24 protein-coding genes are annotated in these 26,108 nt (G+C 42.5%); 21 read left to right on the top strand and 3 right to left on the bottom strand.

Annotation, left to right across the window (positions count from 1 at the left end):
* The first annotated feature begins 162 nt into the window (after nucleotides 1-162).
* From A8708_RS13405 to A8708_RS13355, 11 genes are all read left to right on the top strand, one after another.
* Entirely contained in the window at nucleotides 163-1,098 is a 936-nt protein-coding gene (locus tag A8708_RS13405; protein WP_068664127.1) for an AraC family transcriptional regulator, read from the top strand.
* A 229-nt stretch (nucleotides 1,099-1,327) separates the two neighbouring features.
* Nucleotides 1,328-3,001 carry an alpha/beta fold hydrolase gene (locus A8708_RS13400; RefSeq protein WP_068664125.1) on the top strand — a complete coding sequence of 558 codons (1,674 nt, stop codon included), beginning with the start codon at nucleotides 1,328-1,330 and terminating at the stop codon, nucleotides 2,999-3,001.
* A 372-nt stretch (nucleotides 3,002-3,373) separates the two neighbouring features.
* Entirely contained in the window at nucleotides 3,374-10,609 is a 7,236-nt protein-coding gene (locus tag A8708_RS13395) for a leucine-rich repeat protein (protein ID WP_068664123.1), read from the top strand.
* A gap of 237 nt (nucleotides 10,610-10,846) precedes the next feature.
* The gene (locus A8708_RS13390; protein WP_068664121.1) at nucleotides 10,847-11,329 is read left to right on the top strand and encodes a MarR family transcriptional regulator; all 483 of its coding nucleotides are present in this window, start codon (nucleotides 10,847-10,849) and stop codon (nucleotides 11,327-11,329) included.
* A 58-nt stretch (nucleotides 11,330-11,387) separates the two neighbouring features.
* Nucleotides 11,388-12,422, top strand: a complete 1,035-nt coding sequence (locus A8708_RS13385) for a nitroreductase family protein (RefSeq protein WP_068664119.1) — start codon at nucleotides 11,388-11,390, stop codon at nucleotides 12,420-12,422.
* A gap of 256 nt (nucleotides 12,423-12,678) precedes the next feature.
* The gene (locus A8708_RS37075; RefSeq protein WP_167355884.1) at nucleotides 12,679-12,786 is read left to right on the top strand and encodes an NUDIX domain-containing protein; all 108 of its coding nucleotides are present in this window, start codon (nucleotides 12,679-12,681) and stop codon (nucleotides 12,784-12,786) included.
* Between the two features lie 19 nt (nucleotides 12,787-12,805).
* Nucleotides 12,806-13,030, top strand: a complete 225-nt coding sequence (locus tag A8708_RS34820; RefSeq protein WP_082927481.1) for an NUDIX hydrolase — start codon at nucleotides 12,806-12,808, stop codon at nucleotides 13,028-13,030.
* A gap of 47 nt (nucleotides 13,031-13,077) precedes the next feature.
* Complete coding sequence (locus tag A8708_RS13375; RefSeq protein WP_068664117.1) at nucleotides 13,078-13,689, top strand: hypothetical protein; 612 nt, start codon at nucleotides 13,078-13,080, stop codon at nucleotides 13,687-13,689.
* 632 nt (nucleotides 13,690-14,321) lie between these two features.
* Nucleotides 14,322-14,672, top strand: coding sequence for a hypothetical protein (locus A8708_RS13365; RefSeq protein WP_068664113.1), 351 nt, complete (start codon nucleotides 14,322-14,324; stop codon nucleotides 14,670-14,672).
* Between the two features lie 253 nt (nucleotides 14,673-14,925).
* Complete coding sequence (locus tag A8708_RS13360; RefSeq protein ID WP_204787526.1) at nucleotides 14,926-15,588, top strand: hypothetical protein; 663 nt, start codon at nucleotides 14,926-14,928, stop codon at nucleotides 15,586-15,588.
* A 264-nt stretch (nucleotides 15,589-15,852) separates the two neighbouring features.
* Complete coding sequence (locus A8708_RS13355; RefSeq protein WP_239696671.1) at nucleotides 15,853-16,020, top strand: hypothetical protein; 168 nt, start codon at nucleotides 15,853-15,855, stop codon at nucleotides 16,018-16,020.
* Nucleotides 16,021-16,346: 326 nt separating this feature from the next.
* On the opposite strand, the gene A8708_RS13350 is transcribed toward A8708_RS13355, so the two are convergent.
* Nucleotides 16,347-16,940: a TetR/AcrR family transcriptional regulator gene (locus A8708_RS13350; protein ID WP_068664107.1), complete on the bottom strand. Its 594-nt coding sequence runs from the start codon at nucleotides 16,938-16,940 to the stop codon at nucleotides 16,347-16,349.
* 197 nt (nucleotides 16,941-17,137) lie between these two features.
* Here A8708_RS13350 and A8708_RS13345 point away from each other — a divergent pair, with 197 nt between their 5' ends.
* From A8708_RS13345 to A8708_RS13315, 7 genes are all read left to right on the top strand, one after another.
* Entirely contained in the window at nucleotides 17,138-17,797 is a 660-nt protein-coding gene (locus tag A8708_RS13345; RefSeq protein WP_068664105.1) for an SDR family NAD(P)-dependent oxidoreductase, read from the top strand.
* A gap of 17 nt (nucleotides 17,798-17,814) precedes the next feature.
* Nucleotides 17,815-18,459, top strand: a complete 645-nt coding sequence (locus A8708_RS13340) for an NAD(P)-dependent oxidoreductase (RefSeq protein ID WP_068664103.1) — start codon at nucleotides 17,815-17,817, stop codon at nucleotides 18,457-18,459.
* A 56-nt stretch (nucleotides 18,460-18,515) separates the two neighbouring features.
* Nucleotides 18,516-19,148: a DsbA family oxidoreductase gene (locus tag A8708_RS13335; protein WP_068664101.1), complete on the top strand. Its 633-nt coding sequence runs from the start codon at nucleotides 18,516-18,518 to the stop codon at nucleotides 19,146-19,148.
* A gap of 699 nt (nucleotides 19,149-19,847) precedes the next feature.
* Nucleotides 19,848-20,225, top strand: coding sequence for a hypothetical protein (locus A8708_RS13330; RefSeq protein ID WP_239696670.1), 378 nt, complete (start codon nucleotides 19,848-19,850; stop codon nucleotides 20,223-20,225).
* A gap of 206 nt (nucleotides 20,226-20,431) precedes the next feature.
* A complete protein-coding gene (locus A8708_RS13325) occupies nucleotides 20,432-21,583 on the top strand; it encodes a DUF5050 domain-containing protein (protein ID WP_068664100.1) in 1,152 nt (383 codons plus the stop codon).
* 105 nt (nucleotides 21,584-21,688) lie between these two features.
* Complete coding sequence (locus tag A8708_RS36105; protein ID WP_068664098.1) at nucleotides 21,689-21,943, top strand: hypothetical protein; 255 nt, start codon at nucleotides 21,689-21,691, stop codon at nucleotides 21,941-21,943.
* Nucleotides 21,944-22,353: 410 nt separating this feature from the next.
* Nucleotides 22,354-22,764, top strand: a complete 411-nt coding sequence (locus tag A8708_RS13315) for a hypothetical protein (RefSeq protein WP_068664096.1) — start codon at nucleotides 22,354-22,356, stop codon at nucleotides 22,762-22,764.
* Between the two features lie 410 nt (nucleotides 22,765-23,174).
* Here A8708_RS13315 and A8708_RS13310 read toward each other — a convergent pair whose 3' ends face one another.
* The gene (locus A8708_RS13310) at nucleotides 23,175-23,570 is read right to left on the bottom strand and encodes a hypothetical protein (RefSeq protein ID WP_068664094.1); all 396 of its coding nucleotides are present in this window, start codon (nucleotides 23,568-23,570) and stop codon (nucleotides 23,175-23,177) included.
* A 73-nt stretch (nucleotides 23,571-23,643) separates the two neighbouring features.
* On the bottom strand, nucleotides 23,644-24,471 hold the full coding sequence (locus A8708_RS13305; RefSeq protein ID WP_068664092.1) for a hypothetical protein: 828 nt from the start codon (nucleotides 24,469-24,471) through the stop codon (nucleotides 23,644-23,646).
* Nucleotides 24,472-24,897: 426 nt separating this feature from the next.
* On the opposite strand from A8708_RS13305, the gene A8708_RS35445 reads away from it, so the two are divergent.
* From A8708_RS35445 to A8708_RS13295, 3 genes are all read left to right on the top strand, one after another.
* Nucleotides 24,898-25,068, top strand: coding sequence for a hypothetical protein (locus A8708_RS35445; protein ID WP_157264752.1), 171 nt, complete (start codon nucleotides 24,898-24,900; stop codon nucleotides 25,066-25,068).
* 41 nt (nucleotides 25,069-25,109) lie between these two features.
* Nucleotides 25,110-25,397 carry a hypothetical protein gene (locus tag A8708_RS13300; protein WP_239696668.1) on the top strand — a complete coding sequence of 96 codons (288 nt, stop codon included), beginning with the start codon at nucleotides 25,110-25,112 and terminating at the stop codon, nucleotides 25,395-25,397.
* A 79-nt stretch (nucleotides 25,398-25,476) separates the two neighbouring features.
* Nucleotides 25,477-25,833, top strand: a complete 357-nt coding sequence (locus A8708_RS13295; RefSeq protein ID WP_068664091.1) for a hypothetical protein — start codon at nucleotides 25,477-25,479, stop codon at nucleotides 25,831-25,833.
* Nucleotides 25,834-26,108 lie beyond the last annotated feature (275 nt).

Below are 26,108 nucleotides of genomic sequence, written 5' to 3'. Positions count from 1 at the left end.
TTATGTCGGCACGGATCGCCAACGCTTCGCCGCCAAGCTGCTCAATTGAAAGGTTTAGTTACATAAGGTTAGACTATACCTATTCGATTCTTGCCTAATTCTCTTTTGCTTCGCTATAATACATGGATATAATATCCTGTGTTCTTGGAAGGAGCTTGAAACATGGATACACTCAATAATTCACTGCGAATGGAACAGTCCTTGCACCAATTAGTAGACTTGATTTCACGCCATGCTCCATCGAATGGGACGCATCAGACAACCATACCATCGTTAGCTTTATTGCACGCCACTACGTTATCAGAACCGGTGGAGTCCGTTTATAAGCCTTCCATTTGCGTGGTGGTGCAAGGGGCAAAGATCGCTACGCTGGCTGACGAAACTTACCGATATGATCCGTCCACTTATCTGGTTACTTCTGTGGAATTGCCAATAAAAGGTCAAATCATCGAGGGTTCGAATGAAACGCCGTTTCTAAGCTTAAAATTACATTTCGACTCAGATGTAATTCTGGATATCGTGAAAGCAATAAATCGCCCTGAGTCCCTTCTCGAGGAGGACTGTCGGGGCATAACCGTTAGTCAGACATCACCGGCATTGCTTGAAGCTCTCGTAAGACTCATGCAATTGCTTGACGCTCCTGAGGACATTCATGTACTATCTCCGTTTATCATCCGAGAGATCCTGTATCGAGTCCTTCAAGGAGAAACGGGTGTGCTTCTTCATCAATCTGCAATCATCGGCAGCCATGCGCACAGTATCGCTCAGGCGATTCAGTTGATTAACTTGAATTACGACAAGCCGGTAACAATCGAACAACTTGCTAAAACAGTGAACATGAGTACATCTTCATTTCACAAGCATTTTAAGCGCATTACAGCAATGAGTCCTCTTCAATATCAAAAGACGGTGCGCTTGCAAGAAGCTCGGCATCTTATGTTGATGGAAACTTTGCCAGTTTCCGATGCCTCTTTTCGTGTCGGTTATGAGAGTCCGTCTCAATTCAGCCGGGAGTATACCCGTATGTATGGGCGATCTCCGTTACATGATGTTCAAGCGCTTCGAAGTTCAATAACAAGTTCTATAGTTCAATTATGAAGGGGCTGCCGCGTGCAGCCCTTTACGCTAGATCATGAAAATTAACATCTCGTTATTTGTTTCCTTTTTGACTTGGAGAAGACTTCCTTTGCCTGCGCTCTCATTATGTCCTCCGGACACAGACCTTTTGCAACTCTTGAATAATGTTAAAAACACTGTTATATTTATATTGTTAGATAATTATCTAAATGTATAGGGTGGAAATTTCTCATTTTGGAGGTGCATTCTTTTGAAAACGAATTCGACAATTCCCTTAAAAGTGATCTCGGCAATGCTTGCCTTAAGCGTCACTCTCCCGACCGTCTCAAGTGCTGCGTCAACTACGACGCAGGTGGAAACTCCGGCATCACATGCCCAAATGGCTGCAACCCGTTCAGCGCAAATCGTACCTTTACGTGCGGTAGTGGAATCGCTCGGTGGAGAAGTGTTGTGGGACGAAACGAACTCTTCTGTAAGCGTCAAGTATCTCGGACATGCATTATCCTTGAAAATCGGCAGCAATGAAGCCGTAATCGACGGTAAGGTGATGACATTGCCGTCTGCGGCGGAGCTCGTAGAAGAACGCACCCAATTTGCGCTTCGTGCACTCAATGAAGCACTCGGTACCACAATTGGTTGGGATGACCAAGCTCAAGCTATCATCTTTGACAAAACGGATCTTACCGGTAAAGCGACATCTTTTATTGCCTCCGCTCTGGGCTCATCCTTAACTAGTTCGACGCAGTTTTTTAGCGCCAATCTGGGGTCCGTTGCTACGGCAGAGGTTATCCAACAATTTTTCGGAAGCGCAACAGGTCAACTTGGAAAATTTAAAGGTGTAAGCAAACTCACAACAGACTCAACTATTGTACACGAAAATGTGAGGCTCACACTCACTTTTGAAAACAGCGAAATACCGTTCGTTCTCAGATTTAATCATGGAGGAGAGATCGATGACTTTTTGTTCGATTCCTCCTCAGCAATGAAGTTAGAAGGTTATAAACTACCGAGCTATGCGGATTCGGAAACATATACTGAAAAGGAAGTTATGATCGGTGAAGGTCGCTGGGCTTTACCTGGCACACTGACGCTGCCGAAGGGAAAAGGTCCGTATCCTGTGGTTGTGCTCGTACACGGATCGGGGCCGAATGACCGCGACGAGTGGCTTGGCGTGCTGAAGCCGTTTAGCGATCTTGCAGCAGGATTGGCATCACAGGGTATTGCCGTTCTGCGTTACGATAAACGCAGCCTTGAGTATCCGGCGCAGCTCAGTCTTCTGCCAAATATGACGATGAAAGAAGAAGCGCTTGACGATGCGCTTACCGCCGTCAAACAAATGAGCAGCACCGAAGGCATTGATCCGAAACAGATTTTCGTACTCGGACACAGCCAAGGAGGTTTCATGATGCCGCGTCTTGTGGAAGCGGATAAAGATAAGCAGATTGCAGGAACTGTCCTAATGTCAGCGCCAGGCGGCTATTTTTTCGACTTATTGGAGAAGCAATTTTCGTATCTCGTAGACCTAAAGCAGATGCCATCTCAATCGTTGGATTTTTATAAAGGGCAGTTTGCCATCTTGAAGGATCCTAACCTGTCCACGGCCAATCCTCCGAAAGAATATTCACTCGGATATTGGTTTATGGACCTACGCGGCTATGAGCCCGCTGAAAAGGCGAAGACTCAGACAGGAAAAATGCTCGTCCTACAGGGAGGGCGCGATTATCAAGTCATGCCGGAGCAGCTTGATATCTGGAAGACCAACTTGAAAGATCGGAAAGACGTTACTTATCGCCTGTACCCAAAACTCAATCACTTCTATACCGAAGGCGAGGGAACCATGAGCACGCCTCAGGAGTACTTCAAGCAGGGTAATATTCCGTCCGAGGTCATCAACGACATCAGCAATTGGGTTAAAAACAAATAAGTCTAAAAGTCATAATTCAACAGACAAAAACACAACAAACAAGGAGCAAGATCCTCAGCGATCTTGCTCCTTGTTCTACCTCCAATTGAAAGCCGCATAAGTTGCGGCTTTTTTTGTTGTGTAACATTCCCGACCTAGTCACATGACTCATTGTCAGATAATAAAACATTTTCTAAATAAAGTTAGTAAGTCTTGATACGGCGCGGGATTGGCTGCTTTTATTCATTATTCTTTTATTATTCTTTTATTGGCCATCTTTATAATCAAATGTAGTTGCAATCCAGTTACATAAACCTATTCCTATCCCGCTCATCCGACAATTTACTAATCTTAGTCATCTAATTTCAAGCGTTATAGTAAAGGAGAGAAAGCATGAAAAAATCAGTTGTATGTCTATTCATTGCATTATTTACATTCGGGACTTCATTCTCGCAGATTCTACCTGTTTATGCAGCTGAGAACGATTTTACTTTTACAATCGGTTCCAATGGAGCAACGGTTACGGACTACAAGGGCACGGATCTGAACGTGGTTATTCCCGCTGCCTACTCGGGTACGCCGGTAACTGAAATTGGGAGATCAGCATTTGATACGTACGGTACGGGCAAACCTAAAATCACGAGTGTCGTGATTCCGAGCAGCGTGAAGGTCATTCAAACATATGGATTCCGTTATACTAGCCTCACTTCCATAGAACTTCCAGACAGTTTGTTAACGATCGGCTCCAGCGCATTCGAGAACAATCCACTTACAACCGTCGTATTTCCGGACAGTGTGACGATGATCGGCAACTATTCTTTTTATATGAATAGTTTGACATCAATTAAACTATCGGAAAATTTGAAGACGATTAATGGCGGTGCTTTTGACACCAATCACATTTCCAAACTAGTCATCCCTGCTGGTGTAACGAATGTCGCCAGTAGCTCCTTCTATAGTAATAACTTGACGAGCGTAACTGTGTTAGGTAATGCCACAACTTTTGGGACAAGCGTATTTGCAAGTAATCCGAGTAATTTAAAAATATTCGGAATTGCGAATTCTCCCGCAGCCGTTTATGCGTCGAGCAACGGACATACGTTTGTGGATGGAACGACGTTATTTCAAGCTGTCTCTAGCGCCAAGTCGTTGTTGAAAAGTTATCCGGTGGGCACCGGTGTAGGACAGGTTCCGGCCAATGCCTACAACGACTTATCGGCAGAATATGACGCAGCCAAGCTTGTTATCGACGGAATCGGGAATGCCACAACCGTCTCCGATTTGGCTAACGCCGCAACTCCTTTGACCGCTTCTATCGCGGCATTCAATGCACAAATTGTTCAGGCCGGCAATCCTGCGGCGTTGGCAGCGGCAATCACGGTTGGGCAGCAGGCGTTGACCGATCATCCGCAAGGGTTGAACGTGGGGCAGGTGCCAGCGGGGGCGCGCAGTACATTGCAGACCGCAACCCAGGCGGCGCAGCAGATATTCGCTAACGCGGGCAATTACACGCAAGATCAACTGGATACTGCAGTTAGCCAGTTAAATGCAGCCGTTCAGGTCTTTACTGCCGCTGTTATCCAAGCGGGTGTTCCGACAGCGCTTGGTGCGGAGATCACGGTTGCGCAGCAGGCGTTGACGGATCATCCGCAAGGGGTGAACGTGGGGCAGGCGTCAGCGGGAACGCGCACCGTGCTGCAGACCGCAACCCAGGCGGCGCAGCAGATTTTTGATAACGCGGGCAACTACACGCAGGATCAATTGGATACTGCAGTTAATCAGTTAAATGCGGCGGTTCAGGTCTTTACTGCCGCCGTTCTTCAAGCGGGTGTTCCGACTGCACTAGGCTCGGTGATCGCGGTTGCGCAGCAGGCGTTGACGGATCATCCGCAAGGTACGGATGTAGGTCAGGCGTCAGCGGGGGCGCGCAGTACATTGCAGACCGCAATCCAGGCGGCGCAGCAGATTTTTGATAACGCGGGCAACTACACGCAGGCTCAACTGGACACTGCAGTTGGCCAGTTAAATGCAGCGGTTCAGGTCTTCAATGCCGCTGTTGTACAAGCGGGTGTTCCGACTGCGCTAGGCGCGGCGATCGCGGTTGCGCAGCAGGCATTGACGGATCATCCGCAAGGTACGGATGTAGGGCAGGCGTCAGCGGGAACGCGCACTGCACTGCAAACTGCACTGGATGCGGCGCAGCAGATTTTTGATGACGCGGGCAATTACACGCAGGATCAACTGGATACTGCCGTTAGCCAGTTAAATGCAGCGGTACAAGTCTTTACTGCTGCAGTAATACAGGCGGGTGTTCCGACGGCGCTAGGCGCGGCGATCACGGTGGCGCAGCAGGCATTGACGGATCATCCGCAAGGTACGGATGTAGGTCAGGCGTCAGCGGTGGCTCGGACCGCACTGCAGACCGCAACCCAGGCGGCGCAGCAGATTTTTGATAATGCGGGCAATTACACGCAGGATCAATTGGATACTGCGGTTACGCAGTTAAATGCAGCAGTTCAAGTTTTCAATACCGCTGTTGTACAAGCGGGTGTTCCGACTGCGCTAGGCGCGGCGATAACGGTTGCGCAGCAAGCGTTGACGGATCATCCGCAAGGTATGGATGTAGGTCAGGCGCCAGCAGTGGCGCGCACCGTGCTGCAAACTGCGCTGGATGGGGGGCAGCAGGTTTTTGATGACGCGGGCAACTACACGCAGGATCAACTGGATACTGCAGTTAATCAGTTAAATGCAGCGGTTCAGGTCTTCACTGCCGCTGTTGTACAAGCGGGTGTTCCGACTGCGCTAGGCTCGGCGATAACGGTTGCGCAGCAAGCGTTGACGGATCATCCGCAAGGTACGGATGTAGGTCAGGCGTCAGCGGTGGCTCGGACCGCACTGCAGAACGCAACCCAGGCGGCGCAGCAGATTTTTGATAACGCGGGCAATTACACGCAAGATCAATTGGATACTGCTGTTACGCAGTTAAATGCAGCGGTTCAAGTCTTTAATACCGCTGTTGTACAAGCGGGTGTTCCGACGGCGCTTGGCGCGGCGATCGCGATTGCGCAGCAGGCGTTGACGGATCATCCGCAAGGGGTGAACGTGGGGCAGGCGTCAGCAGTGGCTCGCACCGCACTGCAGACCGCAAACCAGGCTGCGCAGCAGATATTTGATAATGCGGGCAATTACACGCAGGATCAACTGGATACTGCTGTTATCCAGTTAAATGCAGCGGTTCAGGTCTTCACTGCCGCTGTTGTACAAGCGGGTGTTCCGACTGCGCTGGGCGCGGCGATAACGGTTGCGCAGCAAGCGTTGACGGATCATCCGCAAGGTACGGATGTAGGTCAGGCGTCAGCGGTGGCTCGGACCGCACTGCAGAACGCAACCCAGGCGGCGCAGCAGATTTTTGATAACGCGGGCAATTACACGCAAGATCAATTGGATACTGCTGTTACGCAGTTAAATGCAGCGGTTCAAGTCTTTAATACCGCTGTTGTACAAGCGGGTGTTCCGACGGCGCTTGGCGCGGCGATCGCGATTGCGCAGCAGGCGTTGACGGATCATCCGCAAGGGGTGAACGTGGGGCAGGCGTCAGCAGTGGCTCGCACCGCACTGCAGACCGCAAACCAGGCTGCGCAGCAGATATTTGATAATGCGGGCAATTACACGCAGGATCAACTGGATACTGCTGTTATCCAGTTAAATGCAGCGGTTCAGGTCTTCACTGCCGCTGTTGTACAAGCGGGTGTTCCGACTGCGCTGGGCGCGGCGATAACGGTTGCGCAGCAAGCGTTGACGGATCATCCAGCGGGTACGGATGTAGGTCAGACTTCGGCAGGAACGCGCACCGCACTGGAAACTTCGCTGGATGCGGCGCAGCAGATATTTGATGACGCAGGCAACTACACGCAGGATCAATTGGATACTGCTGTTACGCAGTTAAATGCAGCCGTTCAAGTTTTCACTGCCGCTGTTATCCAAGCGGGTGTTCCGACTGCGCTGGGCGCGGCGATAACGGTTGCGCAGCAAGCGTTGACGGATCATCCAGCGGGTACGGATGTAGGTCAGACTTCGGCAGGAACGCGCACCGCACTGGAAACTTCGCTGGATGCGGCGCAGCAGATATTTGATATCGCAGGCAACTACACGCAGGATCAATTGGATACTGCTGTTACGCAGTTAAATGCAGCAGTTCAAGTTTTCACTGCCGCTGTTATCCAAGCGGGTGTTCCGACTGCGCTAGGCTCGGCGATAACGGTTGCGCAGCAAGCGTTGACGGATCATCCAGCGGGTACGGATGTAGGTCAGACTTCGGCAGGAACGCGCACCGCACTGGAAACTTCGCTGGATGCGGCGCAGCAGATATTTGATGACGCAGGCAACTACACGCAGGATCAACTGGATACTGCTGTTACGCAGTTAAATGCAGCCGTTCAAGTCTTTACTGCTGCATTAATACAAGCGGGTGTTCCGACTGCGCTTGGCGCGGCGATCGCGATTGCACAGCAGGCGTTGACGGATCATCCGCAAGGTACAGATGTAGGTCAGGCGTCAGCAGCGGCACGCACCGCACTGCAAACTGCACTGGATGCGGCGCAGCAGATTTTTGATAACGCGGGCAATTACACGCAGGATCAATTAGATACTGCGGTTACGCAGTTAAATGCAGCAGTTCAAGTTTTCACTGCCGCTGTTGTACAAGCGGGCGTTCCGACTGCGCTTGGCGCGGCGATCGCGATTGCGCAGCAGGCGTTGACGGACCATCCGCAAGGTACAGATGTAGGTCAGGCGTCAGCGGTGGCGCGTACTGCACTGCAGACCGCAATCCAGGCGGCGCAGCAGATTTTTGATATCGCAGGCAACTACACGCAGGATCAATTGGATACTGCTGTTACGCAGTTACATGCAGCAGTTCAAGTTTTCACTGCCGCTGTTATCCAAGCGGGCGTTCCGACTGCGCTTGGCGCGGCGATCACTGCGGCGCAGCAGGCGTTGACGGATCATCCACAAGGTACAGATGTAGGGCAGGCGTCAGCGGGAACGCGCACTGCACTGCAGACCGAAATCCAGGCGGCGCAGCAGATTTTTGATAATGTGGGCAATTACACGCAGGATCAACTGGATACTGCTGTTACGCAGTTAAATGCAGCAGTTCAAGTTTTCAATACCGCTGTTGTACAAGCGGGTGTTCCGACTGCGCTTGGCGCGGCGATCACTGCGGCGCAGCAGGCGTTGACGGATCATCCGCAAGGTACGGATGTAGGGCAGGCGTCAGCGGTGGCGCGCACTGCACTGCAGACCGCAATCCTTGCGGCGCAGCAGATTTTTGATAACATGGGCAATTACACACAAGATCAACTGGATACTGCCGTTACCCAGTTAAATGCAGCGGTTCAAGTCTTTACTGCTGCCGTTATACAAGCGGGCATTCCAACGGCGTTGGAAGCGGCGATCACGGCGGCGAAGCAGGCGTTGACGGCTCATCCAGAAGGTACGGATGTAGGGCAGACTTCAGCAGGAGACCGGGCTGTCCTTCAGACGGCGATAGATGCAGGGCAGGCTATTGCCGACGATGCGGAAAATCAATCTCAGACTCGTTTGGATGAAGCTACTGTCAGTTTGAACGACGCTATGGCTGTATTTGAAGCCGCTTGGGTTGGAGTGGTGCTAACTGCATCGGCCAATGATTTGTACGGAACGAGCGATACGCTTCGCTTTACGGTATTTTACGGAGATGAAGTAATGGTAATCGGGACACCTGTCGTTCCGGTCATGGTTGGAGACAATTCAGTTGCTCAGACGGTATATGCTCCATATATGGGAGCGCGCGGTGAGGCAGTAAAAAAACTTACTTTCGAATTCGAAGTTCCTGCAGGGCTCGCGGATATTGACGGAATTCAAGTTGCTGCATCATTGGAGCTCCCGAACGGTGCAAGCATCGTTCGTACCTCCAACGGACTCCCGGCTACTCTAACCTACGCAGCACCGAACGTAAGCGGAATACGTATCGTGGGGATACCGCCCGAAGTTGCCCTGACGGTTGCACCGAACGGATCGGAACGTAAAGTGATCAGTGTGACTGCAAGCGTGTACGGGGAAGCAGCAGGAAATGCGCTGACGCAGCTCCGTTGGCTGGCTGGGAGTCTTAGCGGGGGTGATTTTGCCGGTGGAACGAAAGGAAACGATATTTTGGCCACACCTCAATTCACTGTTACTGCTAACGGCGACTATACCATTTATGCACTAGACGAAGTAGGTAATGAAGCAGTGAAAACCATCACTGTTACCGGGATCTCAATCCCGTCTTCGTCGGATAACGGCATTCTACCGGTTATATCGGGGACGACTGTGAAGTTTAATTTAAATGGCGGGATTACAATGCTTGTCGATCCATCCGACATTAAACAAGTCAAGCGGTCGGATGGCACGATGATCGAGCAAGTCATTCTCCCTGAACGGACAAGGGAGCAAGTGCTGGAACTCCTGAAAGATGCGAGGGAACCAATTGTCAGCATTGCAATCAGCAATCGGGAGCAAGCGGTACAGGCACAGTTTCAAGCTGACTGGATCGCGGATATGGTCAAAGCTTATCCTAATACAATTATCGAGGTGAGGTTGAACGATTCTAGCTACCAATTGCGATTAAGCGCGATCGATCTGATCAGTTTGGCGGAGCGTCTAAATGCGAAATTATCGGATTTGACTGTAAGCATCTTACAGGTGCAAGCAGGCGAGAATGTTCGACAAGAGATCGATCGGATAGGAGTTTCTCAAGGTTTTACTGTATTCACCGACGTTATTGACTACAAGGTGACGGCGGAAGCACACGGTCAAACGTTGGAGATTCACGACTTCGGAGGAGCGTACTCGATTCGGACCATTAAGTTGGATCGAAATGACACGAACAGTAACCTGGTTGCCGTTCAGTATATCCCGGGAAATAGAACCGTCGTTTTTGTTCCGGCAAAGATGGAAACCGCTGCAGACGGCACTAACGAAGCGATTCTAAACGTGCCACATAACAGCATGTACACAGTCGTAAATGTGCAAGCACGAACGTTCGCCGATTTAACCGGACATTGGGCGAAAGCAGATGTGGAGCATCTAGCGTCCAAGCTGCTGGTGAATGGCGTGGCGGCGGACCATTTTGAGTCAGAGGGAACCATTACACGAGCGGAATTCTCAGCCTTGCTCATTCGGGGGCTAGGGCTATCCGTGAAGGAGAGCGAGGACGGTAATCGTTTTGTGGATGTCCCTGCATCCGCATGGTATGCATCTGCAGTAAATGCGGCAGTGGCTAGCGGGCTGGTTAGCGGTATCGGTGCCGGTAGGTTTGCGCCTAACGATACAATTACCCGCGAGCAAATGGCCGTTGTGATTGCTAGCGCCTTAACCTTTACCAGCCATGGGAGCAGTAGTCATGGGCAAGAAGGAGGCCATCTGGATACTTTCACGGATCGAGACTCCATTTCTTCATGGGCGCAAGCTGCGGTAGTCCGAGTATCGAAAGACGGCATTATGAATGGGATGGAAGACAGACGCTTTGCCCCGAAGGAGTATGTAACGAGGGCGCAGGCAGCGGTTATACTGAAAAGGTTCCTGCAATTTGTGCATTTTATCGATTAATCGAGTTACTCATTCATAGAATCGACTGTATAAAATAGTGAAGGAGCTTGCCTTGTGGCAGCTCCTTTTTGTCGTACAAGTAATAAGAAGCAAACATGAATACTACTATCGATTTTACATGTATAGGGGATAATATAAATGCTTTTAAATTTCTGCGCTGGAAAGCGGCACTTGCTGAATCCCGCAAACTATGATATTTTTGTTTCAATGTAAACAATATGGAGTGTGAACCTGAACATGGATTATCCTGAAAGTATCAAAGCGTTAATTTATAATCAATTGCTTCATTTTTTCCATTTGCAAGAACAGCGGTTGGAGCTGGAACTTAAAGAAATCAAAGAGTTTGTGCAGCTGCATCAGCTGAAAGGTGTCCTTGGAAGCTTATCGACCATCCATGTTCTGGATTGCATCGGCAATCACGAACCGATCAATCATTCCGCGATTGTGGATAAATTAAATTTGTCGAAGGCGAGTATTACAAAGATAAATAAGAAGCTGCTTGCACTTAACCTCATTAATCGGACCCAGCTCAACGATAACCGCAAAGAGGTGTATTTTCGGCTAACGTCTCTAGGGAAGAAGTTGTTCGAAATGCATCGGGCTTTGCATGAAGCAGAGGAGCAGAATTTTATCCGGTTTTTGGACAGTTATTCCGATAGTGAGCATCAGACGATCTTGAAGTTTTTTCAAGGCATGAACCGGTATATTGGAGAGAGATAAGCTAAATTTTTTTTTGAATATTTTGTTTACTAGTGAACTATATTTACGAGGAGTGATTATGTTGGAATTTTCCCAAACGATTAGAGAACGTAGAACCATCCGGAGATTCAACGCAACACCGGTAGCGCAGGAACTGCTCGTAGATTTGCTGGACAAAGCGGCAAGCCTGTACGAGGCTGAGGGTACGCCACGTTGGCGTTGTATTTATGCCGGCACGCCAGAGTCGCGTCAAAGACTGGTTGAGAGTATGATAGCTAAAATGAAGGAAAGCAAACTAGGAAAGCTCATTCCTGTCAAAATGATCGATTTTTTCACAAGACAGATAACGGATATTCCTGCTCACCTGATTTTCATTGCAGAACCTGCCGCCAATCGGCGGCAGAGCGACGAAAATTATGCAGCAGTTTGCAGTGTCATGCAAAACTTTCAACTGCTGGGCTGGGAGCGCGGGTTGGGCATGCTGTGGGATACGGATCCAATGCTTCAAAGCGAGTCGTTTCTTGCGGAAATCGGCTTGCGGGAAGGTGAGAGGTTTGCAGGGATTTTGCATACGGGATATTTCGATAAAGCGCCGAGATCCCGGAGAAGAACGCCGGCGAAGCAGAAATGGACCACAATCGGTGGGGGCGGGGGGGCGGATGGGGCACAGTTCGATAACGTCCGAATTCCCGAGCGAAGCATTCTCGAAATGCTGAATGACGCCGTCTGGGCGCCGAACGATGGACTAAGGGAACCGTGGCGCTTTATCTATGTGACGGGCGGCGAAGCGGCAGGCAAGCTCCGAGTTTTGAATAGGGATTCGTCACTAGCATCACTCCTGATCGTGGCGAAGGAAGAAGCGGATCCCCACAAGCAGGAGGAGGATTACGCGGCGGTATGCTGTTTAATCCAAAATTTTCAATTGTTGGCCAAATCTAAGCCTTGGCACGTGCGGCGCACGGTTCCGGAATGGATTTATGACCGGGAATTGTGCAAGCCGTTTGGGATTCGGCCGCAGGAGCGGATCGTAGCGGTGATGGAGCTCGGAGGAGATGCTCAATCCTCGGAATCCGCTCCGGCTGCTCCCCTATTGGTAAACATCTCACATCTATGATAATAGGCATAAGGTTAAATTCTTTGTACAATAATCCATCTACAGAGTTTATTTTAAAGGTTGAGTTGATCAGTCTATACCAACATATGAAGGCAGGGAATTTAGAAGAGTAATTAACATCCAAATTATGGTAGTATTGATTTATTAGTGATATTTTATTTGAGGAGGAAGAGACTTGTATCCACGTGCCAATGTGTTAGGAATCGTTACTCGAAACAAATAGATTCTTGTTGAGGAACAATAAGGAAAACATTCAATGGGTACAGGATTTAATTATAGACCAGTAGGCGGAACAATTGAACTTGGGGAACATTCGCAAGAGGCACTTATAAGAGAATTTCAAGAGGAATTAGGTGCCAAATAACAATTAAAAGTCATGTCACATGTATAGAAAACATTTTAAAATCGATGAGAACATAGGGCATGAAATAACTCAAATCTATCTCGTAGAATTAAATGATCCAAATATATATGAGCAAGAACGTTTTAAAATTATTGAAGGTGAAAAAATTACCTATGCTCTATGGATACCTGTTGTCGATTTTGAACGCGGTCAAAGAATTCTATATCCCGCTGGAGTAATTGAATTACTTAAAGTTATAACATAATACAAAATTCTGGGAATGGGCATCCGCTAACTAAAGAGGAGAGCATATTGAAACGATATTTTATAGCAATATTTCTTTTGGTGACCACTTTATTCATTATTAGAATTAGTTACTTTATTATTGATCCCTTAAGGGTTATTTTCTTTACTCCTACGGATTTAAGTGACAAGTTAATAGAGAGTTCAATTCTTATTTTTGTATTGATTATAATCACGATGGTTTACAAAATATATTATAAATTAATTCATACAGGTCAATTCCTTATTTATTTGTGGGGGGCAGTTATTTTATTTGCCGTAATTAATACGGGGCCATATGTAATAGAAAATTATGATAATAAACAATACCAAAAGATGATTGATGAAGCTTCTTCATATTATCAAAAGAATTTAAGTGATGGCTTCACTTTAGTAACTTTAGAACAACATAGTGGGCAAACATTTTACATATTTAAAAAGAAAGATAGTGTTACTAAAATGGATATGAATTATCTTTTAGAATTAATAAAGCCTCTAAATGATAAAGAAGATATTACTATAGAGCTTATAAGCTTAAAGGATAATATACAGTCGACAATGAGATATACTGCGAATAAGGAGTTTATAGCATGTAGGGACGCCAACTATGCGGCATCATCTATTCCCAATGTTTGTTTTTAAAATATCCACCCCTCTTATGAATGATTTAACAATTAACCGGTTCTCTATACAAAAAAAAGAATATCATGGTGGGTGCAACTAAACTTGAAAAAGCTAATTTATTATTATTTAAAATCACAACAGTTTTCTTCCTTCTTGTTTATGTTTGTTTTTGCTGCTGGTAGTTTGTTTAGTTTAATTTTTTATTTACTTCTTGGGGAATATGTTCTTGCTGTAACGTCGTTTATTTTAAATTTAATATTTTCTTTTATTTGTTTCCGCACTGTTAAGAAGGTCAAAATGAAACTAGAAAGAATGGGTATCTGACCGTGAAGATACCTAGCAATGGATACTCTCCTTAAGAATATGAATAGGAACAAACTTACTAAGTTATGAAATCGAGACGATAGTCCAATAAACAGGGAGCAGATTGCCGCGGCAGTTGCTTCTGTTTTCATTGAAATAACGAGTAGAATAATTACAATTTATGGTAAAATATAAACTAAAAATAATTCGCTAAAGGGGGATTTTTTATAGCTTTAGTTCATGATTTCATACTAATTTCAAACCGTAAGTTTGGAGAAATTTCTTTAAGTGGAATCTTTGATTATAAGGATAGAAATCGGGAAAATATTGTTCAGCTAAATGACGACTTGTTCGGCTACCTGCAGGATTCACTGAAATGGATTGAAACTATTAATCCAGACAGAAACGAAAATGAATTTGGATTAAACTATCATGGTCGTTCTATAATTGAAAAAACAGGAGCAATAAAACTAACAAAGCTCATGAATGCCTGGTATCTTATGTTTTTAGAAGCTCCTGAAGATATAGTTTTAACGGGAAGGTTTACTTGGAAAGAAGATGACGATCTTCAAATAAACGGGTCATACGAGAAATTATCGTTTAACAGAAATGAGATTCTTGATACTTTAAAAAGGTTAATCGAATTATCAACCACGGTTGAATCAGGTGAATGCATTATGATCTACTATGGTATTTGAGTTTGGAGATTAATTAAGAAATTGTCCCAAAAGCATCGCATCAATGAACTACAGGGTTACGCTACTTCAATAGGGATCCCCAAATAATTATTTTTATTAAGAAAAACACCCGAAATGAGGAATTAGACTGCTTATTCGAAAACTACATAGTGCATTTTTGACTGCCAGTTATTTATCCTTATGCATAACTATACTGACAAATAAAGGGGACTTTGCACAAGATACATTTCAATTTATCCCAAATATGTGGACTATGATTATAGTCGTTTTTATGTACAGCATGATTTTCATAACTGTGTATGGTATCTGCGTATCAATAGGTATAAATTTTTTATTAGTCAAAATGAATATTAAAGAAAAATGGGTTGTCGTGGGTTTTCTTCATATCATATTCGGCATAATCCCAGGCCTAATTGGAAAAAACCTCCCATTTATATTAATGGGGGGAAGCTCAGCACTATTCTTTTTTTTATTAGAGGAAGGAATTCGAAGGTACTCACACAAACGAAAATCTATAATAATGCTATCTATCATTCCTATCATAATTGTTTCTATAAGCTACGGATTATATCATCCTTATTGGAAGATGAAGGATTCAAAAATAACAGCAAGCGAAGCAATCAAGTTCGCAGAATCTGGTAAGGGATTTTATGCAGCCCAGTTTCCAAGTGAATCAAATCAAAAAAAGGAGTTGTATATCGAAGGTTACAAGGTAATTCGGTATATTGAGACTGAGAAAATAGAACCTTCTAAAGTTGAGATTAAATTTATTGAAGAGTGGGAAAAGGGCGAGATAAAAGGGCAACAAGTGATGAAAAGTATAGTGGAGAGTAGGTATGGAGGAATGTCTACAGGTGGTAGCCAAATAAGTGGAGATAAGCCGCCATACAAAGATAATTCATATAATGTGATGTGAAAAATGTACAGATTCATTAAACTAAAGGCTTGAGCAATCAAGCCTTTTTCTATGACCTGAATGGTTCATTTGAATAGAACTTCTCTAAACATCGGCGAGGTATGTAAGGCCTATCGAATAATCCACAAATGAAAAAAATACGAAACTCATATAAAAAGAGGTGATTACTTGTATCTCAATGAATTAATAATAAATAACTTGTTGTTATTTGATTAAGTAGTAGACATATAAGAAAGGGTGGCACATATGAAAAAGTACAATATAATGCGTCCAATCATGCTGATTGTGATTGCACTCCTAACGAAAAGCTTGGTTACCAATCTTTGTATGCTGCTGGGGATGGAAGCCGAGTCAGCCAAATCTTTGGGTTTCGGTGCGATGGTAATCGCTGCACTCGTGGTCTATTCCAGAAGCAGAAGAAGACCGAAATAGGATTTACATCGCGCGCTCAGTATTTCACCAAGGGTGTTCGGGATATCGTTAAGCTATCGGATAACGATAGCTCTCAAAAATTTACACTATGTCAAAGCTGCCGCGTTAAACGGCAGCTTTGTTGCGCTATCTGGTAGCATTCTTATCATGAGGAAATACGAGGTTTGAGAAATAAAAAGACTCCTTGGTGGTTTCGGTTAGTCTTCAAGAGTGCAATATTATTTTTTGAAAGTGTAGTAACAGAAAAGGAGCCATTATTCGAGTCATTCGAGAGGGCTCCTTTTCTTTTCTATCTTCCCAGCTACTGTTCGTAAGCATTTATCACTTTAATCATCAATTGAAATACCCGCGGCTTTTAAGTGTCCATGAGTTAGAATTTTTCCGAATTGAGAAGCGAGTTCCTTTGGAGTATAAGAAAAATCATTTTTAACCCACCATATTACAATACCCATAAAAGTAGATGCGATAAATTGGAGTAATAATTCCTTTGAAATCTTCAGGGGAGTATTATCCAAGCCATCTTCCACTGTATTTTTTATAATTTCCTCCATTTTTGATTGAAAACCATAAATTCTATTCTCATCAAGTAACAATGCTTTGTAAAAGGGAATATTGTCCTGAATTTTTTCCAGTATGGTTTGCATTAATTGCTCAAGCTTAGAGCCACTAACAGGAGATTTACTGCTCGAACAAAGATTGAGTGTACTATTTAGTTCTTCTAATAATTCATCCATAGACGCATTTAACAAATTGGGCTTGTTCTGATAATGAAGGTAAAATGTATTCCGGTTAATCATCGCCTTATCGGCAATATCTTGGATCGTAATCCCTTCGTATCCCTTCTCATTAAGAAGCTCTATAAACGCCTTTTTAATCGAATGCTTGGAGCGAATGATACGCAAATCGGTTTTTTTGTTCATTATGACTCATTCCCTTAATTTTTTTTGTTAGATATACGACATTTGAGCTGAAATTGCAATTTATCTCTCAAAATCAGAAATATTAAATATTGAATGCTGACCTTTTATTAATCATAATAAACACATGATAAATATACAACACATTGACCATTATTTATCTTATTGATAATTAACTCTAACTAAAGGAGAGATTTTAAATGAAAACTATAGCGATCGTTGGAGCAGGAGAAGGATTAGGAATGTCCATTGCAAAGAAATTCGGACAAAATGGCTTTTGCGTAGCTCTTATTGCCCGAAATGAAGAAAAGCTGAACCAGCTGGTTAGTGAATTAGAACAATTGGGAATCGAAGCTGCTCCATTTCAAGCAGATATATTAAATAAAGAACAGATTGAGATGGCATTTACCGCTATTAAAAAGAAATACGGATTTATTGATGTTCTTGAATACAGTCCAACGCCGAGCATCAATACAGTAGCACCAGCATTAGATGTAACCGAAGAAAATGCCTTATACCAATTTCAATTCAATGTTTTAGGTGCTTTATCGAGTGTCCGGCAAGTGCTGCCGGAAATGTTGGATAAGCAAAGCGGTGCCCTGTTATTTACAACTGGAGGTGCATCAGTCCACCCAGTTCCAAGGATGGGTAATGTCGGAATTGCAATCTCAGGACTTCGTAATTATATCTTTAATTTGAACAGCGAATTAGCGGATAAAGGGATTTATGCAGGTCATCTATCGATTGGAATTTGGATGCAACCTAATTCAGGAGTTCAAGATAAAATCGCTGATATTTGGTACGACATGTATTCCAAGAGAGATCGCGTTGAAGAGTTTATAACAGAAGACAAAATATAATTAATCGAGGTAAGAATGTGAATATCACTATTTTTGGTGCAAGTGGTGCAATTGGACAACTTGTAACACAATTAGCTTTAGAAAACGGAGATTTCGTAACGGCATATATTAGAAACCCAAAAAAATATAGCCTCAAACATCCCAATTTGACCCTTGCACAAGGGGAACTTTCAAATACTTCAACCATCGAGAGGGCAGTCGCTGAAGCGGATGTCGTAATCAGCACACTGGGACCAGCATCTGACATGTCACGAAAGCTTAAAGGCACGCCGATTGCCGATGGACACGAACTGATTGTTAGAGCGATGAAAAAGCTTGACAAAAAGAGGTTAATTACACTTGCGACGCCAGCGTTGCAATCGGATGACGATAAGAAAAACATTTCAACGATACTTCCGGGGGTATTAGCTAAAATTTTCCTTCCGAACGGTCACGCAGAAATGAAAAAAATGGAAGGGATTATTAAACAATCGAGCCTTGATTGGACAGTTGTTCGAATTATTAATCCAAATGTTAAGCACAAAGGACAATCTTATGATTATTCATTCGGTGATAAACCGGCTAAATTAGGTGTTTCAAGAGAAAATGTTGCAAAATTCATGTACTCTGTCGCTCGTGATAAACAATTGATTAGAAAAATGCCTATTATTTATAATAAATAAGTCCCAAGTGAAAAAACCGTTTAAACAAGATAATTTGTAGTGTAGGAGCATTCAAAATGAAAATTGAAATTTGGTCGGATTATGTTTGTCCACTTTGTTATATTGGTAAACGACGATTAGAGTCTGCACTAGATCAATTCGCTCATCAGAATGAAGTGGTTATTGAATATAAAAGCTTTGAACTTAATCCTCAAGCATCAATGTACTCTGGTGGAAATATGCATCAAATACTTTCTGAGAAACATGGTATGAGTATCGAGCAAGCGAAAAAGGCACATGCTGAACTTGAACAACAAGCGGCGTTGATTGGTCTCCTGTATAATATCGACCAAGTGAAGCCCACCAATACGTTTGATGCTCATCGTTTAACCCAATATGCCAAATCTGTTGGTAAAGATAAGGAATTAGCAGAGAAGCTGTTCTATTCTTATTACACGGACGCCAAGCTAATTAGCGATCATGATACATTAGCAAATATTGCAGAATCAGTTGGAATGAATAGGGACGAGTCAATGACAGTTCTCCATGATCCATCCAAATATGCTAACGATGTGCGTTCAAATGAAGCCACAGCAAAGCAATTAGGGATAACAGGAGTACCTTTCTTTGTCATTGATAGAAAATACGCGATATCCGGCGCACAACCAACAGAGGTATTTATAAATGCTCTTAACCAAGCATCTCAATAAGTAAAGCCAATAAGCATTTGTAAGACTGAGATATTATGAACGCATTGTCGAAAACAATTATAAAGTATTTTAGAACAGCGTGTAGACAGGCAGACCGTGAAAAGTCAGGCAGTTCAAGCGAAATAGCCAGAAAAATAATCCGCCCAAAATCCTTATTGGACTTTGGGCGGATTATTCTTTTCGTCATAACTCAACGAAAGCAACCTCCAAATCATTAAATGAAGTGACAGTCTGCCTGCCCTTAGTTGTTTTGTTAAGAATCGCGGTACTATCAGAACTTAAAAAGATAATTGTTGATACTGACAAGATAATTTGTCAGTCAGTTTAATTTTAGAAATATACTGAATGAGTGAATCAATGAAGAATCAACTTTGCAAGATCATATTACACCTCGGAGTATTCGGCAATATTCATTACGAACGGATACGTTAGCGCGGCGATGGAACCGATCCATCACTATTTTCGTTTCTCTGCTCTCCATTCAACTAATGGGAGTTTACCGTGGTATAATTTGTATGGAATAGGGACGAGGTGATCGTTTATATGGGAAACGTAATAAGGCTATGTGACAATTACGGTGAAGAAATTGTTGAGTCACTCTCTATATCTAATGGAGCCACTAGTGTACTTATCGAGGTACTGGCACTAAGTGGGTCAGACTTAGCAGTATCAGATAGAGAGAAAGAGTTTATCGTTTGATTGAATCAAAGGGATCAATCAGTTATAGGTATTGGCACTGTGGGATTTAGCATTAGTGAGATCCCTTGGACGAAAAGAGATTTTAACGAGCTAAAGAGATTTTTGTTGTCTGTTATTGACGGTGCAATTAATAAACACAGATGGGAAGATTTAGATTACACACCTAATGAGGATATAGTAGTAATGGTTTTAAATCATTTACGTTTATTAATAACCGACTTTCAAGAAGCTTTTATAGATGAGAGTCATTACATTTACTGGTCGACCACAGACGAGTTAGATGAGGATCCTACAATTCCTATTGGTTTCCCTCAATGTTCTAAACATAAAATTATTCTTTCTTGCCATGGTTGCTTATTTTGCAATAGTGGTGTGTAGTCTTACGCTAACGCAGAATGTTAGTTTCATACAACAACAGTGAAGGCAGCCGAAATCAAGCGGCTGCCTTTTCCCCGCTAACTGGCAGAATTGTTTAATAAGGGATACGGAAGACATGTAAACCTTCATAAATTCTTTAAGGTTTTAGTTGAAACATATCTGGTAATTTTTCGTCTAAAATAAAAACAAGATGAGGAGTTGACGGGATGTTCGATTTAAAAAGATTATTTTTGATTACGACGCTATGCCTGTCTATTATTAGTGTGAGTATAACTCCAGCAAAGGCAGATTCGGTTTCACTAAGAGATGTTCCAACAGATTTTTGGGGATATGCAAACATACAATGGGGGTTTAATAATCAAATCGTTGATGGATACCTGGATGGAACTTTTAGACCGAATCAAGGCGTAGAGCAGTCGGAGTTCTTGGCTATGCTTATCCGAGCTTTCCACCCGAGCGATTTTAAACAAGAATCTGACGCTAATAATTGGGCGCTCCCTTATAAAATTTATGCCAGTAACATGGGATGGCATGTTGTTACTCCAACATCTTTAGGAGGACATACTAGTTACATAAATCTAAACAGAGGAATGGTTGCACAACTGATTTCAAATGCTACTGGAAAAAATTTTAGTGTGGATGATTCGATCCAGTATTTACTTGATCTAGGATTGGCAAAAGGTAAGACGGAAACCAGTACTGAAGGCTTTAATAAAGGCGATCAAGTCACCCGGGCTGAAGCAATAACGTTTATTATGCGGTTGAAACAAGTCGATAGTAAATTACAAAAAGTGACTTCAACACAGGAAAAATATGTTCCCTTAACCTCAGCCGAAACTGCAAAAGAACAGACAAATAAAGAAAAAGTCGCTATGAGAAACCTTCAAAACGGTGGAAGAGTTGCTGTTGGTGAGGATTGGATCTTTACAAATCCGTCTGATCAAAAACCTTCTCTTTCGAAATGGTCAAAAGATGGTAGCAATAGAATCAAGTTATCTGACGATAATGCTCAGACCATTAATATAGTTGGAGATTGGTTATATTACACCTTACAATCCGAATCTGGAATTTATAGAATGCGTCAAGATGGTACAGAAAAAACAAAAATTTCTGCAGTTGCATCTTCAAAAATGGCCGTGAGTCAAAATTGGATTTATTATTTGGATGTGAATGATACAGGAATATACCGTATGAAACTTGATGGAACCGAAACAAATAATGTTATCTCAGAAAAAGGGATTAATAATTTTTTTATAAATGATAATCAACTTTACTTTATTCAAAATGAGACTAATGAATTATTTCAAGTAGACTTAAGTGGAGCTGATAAGAAGAAAATTAACGATAATCTCTCTTGAACCTTCATCATTGAAGATGGATGGAGCTACTATGTTAAAGGACAAAATCTTTATAAATCGAGTCTGGATGGAACTACAACTATATCTCTACATAGCGTTGACCCTATGCAAGATAACGGTCCGATGTATAACTCACTTCAATATCGTGATGGGTGGATCTACTTTTTGCACGGCAGAGCTGGACTTGTTTCAGATATTTATCTTAAAAAAGTTAGGATTGACGGAACCGGACTTACACGTATTGCTAATGCTTCTAAAGGAATGAAATTATATGACGCTGATTCCTTACTTTATGTTTGGTCGAATGCATTGAACTCCACTGAAATGACAATCCAACCTGCAATAGAGCTGCTACAATAGGGAGCCAATTAAATAATGACAAGGGAGTAAAGCTACCTGCGGCTCCCGTTTTTTCGTGACACGTTTAAGAATGATTAGGGGTATCGTGGGTGCTCCAGTTGTTTAACCCCCGTGGACATCGGGGTCACGGGAGATTAGTTATAATTGATAATATCCCCCATCCATTTAGTAAGAATCTATCTCATGATAATTATTAGACTGACTCAGTCATTAAGGGAGATTTTTGTCACGATAGCTCAATAAACATCAGGAGAAGGCTGCCGACTGCAATAGTGGCAGTCTTCTCCATAGAGGGAGGTTTGCGTAATTAGCATACAGATGAACCATTTTTGAAATTACTTACGAATCCTTTATTTAGTAGTATTAGACTGATGTTTTCAAAATTTCATCTGAAAGTGTGATAAGGACTCATGTATGAAATCATTCGGAATTTAAGTACGAATAGGGGCAAATTTTTAGGATTTGTCATAGCTGCCTCAATCTTATTAATTATTATAGGATGCAATGAAAAAAAGTTGGCTTTCGATCAGGATACCTGGGTTGAAGCAAAGGATAATGGATCATGGAGACCTCGCCAAAAAATGGCACAATATCTGATTGAACAGCAAACACTTATTGGAAAAGATAGAAATGAGGTAATCCAATTACTTGGAAAGCCTGAAGCATATGAGAACGTACCTAGCAACGAAATGTATTACACAATTGATTTATATTATGGACTTGATATTGATCCAGCGAGAATTGAGTATCTTATATTTTCCTTGGATTCGAATAATAGAGTAAGTAAATACGTCAGAAAAACAACATTAGATAAAACATGATTTGAGACTATTTTGACTTTTCATAAGGGCTTCTGGATTAAGAACTCCATTTCACTAACGGAGAACTGGAGAACTATATCGTGGCGATGGATCTGAGTAGTTGCTGGGAAAGTAAATGCTGAAAAAGCTTGTGAGCGAAACTAGAGATTACTGGCGAAACTAAAAGGACCATGGCCCCTCAATAATGCCATGGTCTTTAGGTTTTAATACCATTTACTTTGCCTCTGGTGACAGCTTCCCTCTGGTACTACCCCCCTATAATCTCGAAAACCAGCGCGGCTTGGATGAGTGTAATTCCAAGAAGATAAGCTTCATATAACTAAATATAGAAACTCACTTTCAGCTCCAGACGAATCTAGACGTCAACAATTTAATATTAAAGGGGGGTGAAGAGACAAATGGCTCCCTAATTATTCCTGGGTTGAGGGGGTGAGTCTAACTGTTTCCTCATGTAAAGTATCTTTTTCAGTCCAAGTTATCTTAACATTTTTTGCATTTTTCCAATTATCTACCTCGGTTCTGGTAGGTAACTGTTGTGGACCAACCCCAACAAGAGTTTCAACCTTCAGTGTATTTACAGTGGAACTATTATTTTTGTAGTTTATAGAAAGGTCTACCTTATTTAAAGGTGTTTTCCCAATGTATTCAATCGTTTGTTTTTCAATGTATCCATGTTTGCTTGGGAGATAGTTTACATTAATCTTCCAAGAATCAGTATTAGCAACCAAATTAACTTCTTCCTTTTTGTCGCAACCACTTAATATTACCAATATAAGAATCGCGAATAAGGTTACGTACCTATTCATAGTAAAATCACCACCTTTTTTAATGTAATAAGAAATCGTGCAAAGAATTTTCTTTGCACGATTTCTAACCAAATTAGTAGTTTCTATGGTACCAATTCCATGTTTCTCCGGTATCTGGAGAAACGTCATAGGAACTATCGCCAATTAAAGTTATAGCTGGTCCTGCTGCACTGAATTGAAGTTCACCCTGCCCTGAAATTTCGTTGTGGAAGTATTTTGCAACTGCCGATGTAGATTCTCCAAGACCAGAACCATTGTGAAACTTACCAATCTTTACTTCGCCCCAACCTTTATGTCGATATGTTGTAGCATATCCACAGCCAGCAGATACAAACCAGCTTGAGATTAAGTTAGCTTCCCAGCCAATTCCTTTACCAGGATCATATTTCTCATAGCCATAAACATTTGTACCCCCATTTTCGAGAGCAGTTCCACAGGTGGGGCCAGTAGTCCCAAATGTTTTGTATGCTGAAACTGCGGTTCCTGGGTATGCATCAAAATCATCAGTCCAAGCAATGCCGAATGAGTCTGCCATTGTATACATTGGATCATAATTCCAATCCCAGTTATAATCCAAAATAAATTCCACTTTACCTGCTGTTCCGCTTGTAACCTGACCAACAACCAAATCGTGGGAGAAATTGGATAATGACCTTGCTGATGCATTATTATCAGATTCATTCATTAGAGCAGTTACTCTTTTGTGACTCACAAATACGGTTTTTTGTTCATAGGCTTTTTCTTTTTGTTGAATATCAAGTAACGCAATAACTTCTTCGGGATACCCATTCTCCACTAAGTAATTATCTAATACATTTGTGTCTGTCGCAAATGCAAATGAGTTCGGTAGAAGACTTGATGCTAATATTAGACTAAAAACTGTTTTCTTAAATCTTTTCATATGTGTATTATTCCTCCAATATTAACTGCGATTAAGTATTCATATCGTCATGAATATTCTAAAATAAATTGTTTTAAATAAATCTCATGCTGTAACGGCCGTAACAACACAGTTTATGTTATCAGTCACTTCTATTGTTTGGAATGGGTATAAAGATATAAAAATACATAAAAGAAAATTTTTGGAAAAAAACATTCTTTTGTTTTCGACATAAATATACATAGTTTCCAATAAAAAAATTCAAAATACTACAATTATCGAAGTGTTTTACAGTAAAATTGTCCTGAAACTTTTTGAAAACGCCCAGAATCCAAAGTCGACCGTCCCCTTGCTTGGTGGCTATTTTGTTGGATATTTGGATTGAAACTGAACTAACGGCGAACGATAATTTATTGACCAAGGAGAAAAGCGCTCTGGAGGCAAGTTATGAAGAACTTTGAAGATAAATTACGGAAATTTTTAATAGATGATATTCAACGAAGAGAAAATTTAAAATTTAAGTGGATATGTAACTATTGTGAAGTTGAATTTCTTGGTAATGAAAATGAAGATAAGTGTCCTGATTGTGATTCTAATGATATTGTTCAGAAAAAATAATCATTATTCAATGGAACGATAGTATATCTTTGGAGGATTTCATGAAATTATTGAACTGGCGTTTCGATGATGACCCACTGGGTCCTTCAGATGAATGGAATTGGGTCGAGGTTACCATGACTTTTGGGGATGGAAGCAAGCGATGGAGCATCTTGTACACACCTGACAGGCTAAAAAATAATCTTTCACGATTTGATATCGACCCTCCAGGATTGTTCATCAAACATATGATAATTGTACGGAGTTATAATGAAGACGATATTGAGCGAACATTAAGGTATTTAGAGAGTGAAAATGAGTTGTTCGATGCGTCAATGCCATTAAACTAACGCAGAACGATAGTGTGCAATAGTAATGAGTAAGTAATGTATAATAATCACCAGCATTTTCAGATAAAGAGGTAAAATCATGAAACTTAGAGGGACTATTACGGAACAGGCGTATAGAAAAGAATTACAAGCCTCAAAAATTCGTCTGTTTAATGATGTCTCGATGCGAAGGTATTTAAGCATTATTAGAGAGACTTTTCCCACAATGGAAACAGCGTACATCTTATATTGGATTCCTGAGCAGGGTGAAGATATTATAAGTTTTCTTGTGGATACACAAACAGTCATTCAGATTGAATTGGATCGATACGATAATGAAGTAGTTCCAATAGTAGATGTGTATCACTTAGAAAATTGGACTAAGGGATTTAGTAAAACGAATCAGATTAAAATAGCTGTAGCTTTGGACTTAGCTAAGACTGATTTGATATTTTGAAAAAGAAGATTGCGCTAACGGATACGTTAGTTCAATACAATCAGCAGCAACCAGCTACTTAGACAGGCATGATAGTTATGGGTGTCCCGGAGTTCTTTGTGTGACCTATTTTAGTGGAGTTTAGATTAAAATCATAGCAGTTTTGCTAATTTTAGATATCGCAATTCAAGTAAAGAAAGGACAGGGCAATCGCCCAATGTCATTAAGTTAAACTCAAGACAAGACCGGGTATAAAAAGTGGAAACAGAAACGGCACGGGAGAAATCTCTGTGCCG

It is taken from the genome of Paenibacillus oryzisoli (assembly GCF_001653565.1).
Taxonomy (GTDB): domain Bacteria; phylum Bacillota; class Bacilli; order Paenibacillales; family NBRC-103111; genus Paenibacillus_E; species Paenibacillus_E oryzisoli.
Note: the sequence above shows the minus strand (reverse complement) of the source record. Positions and strands in the feature narration are given on the sequence as shown.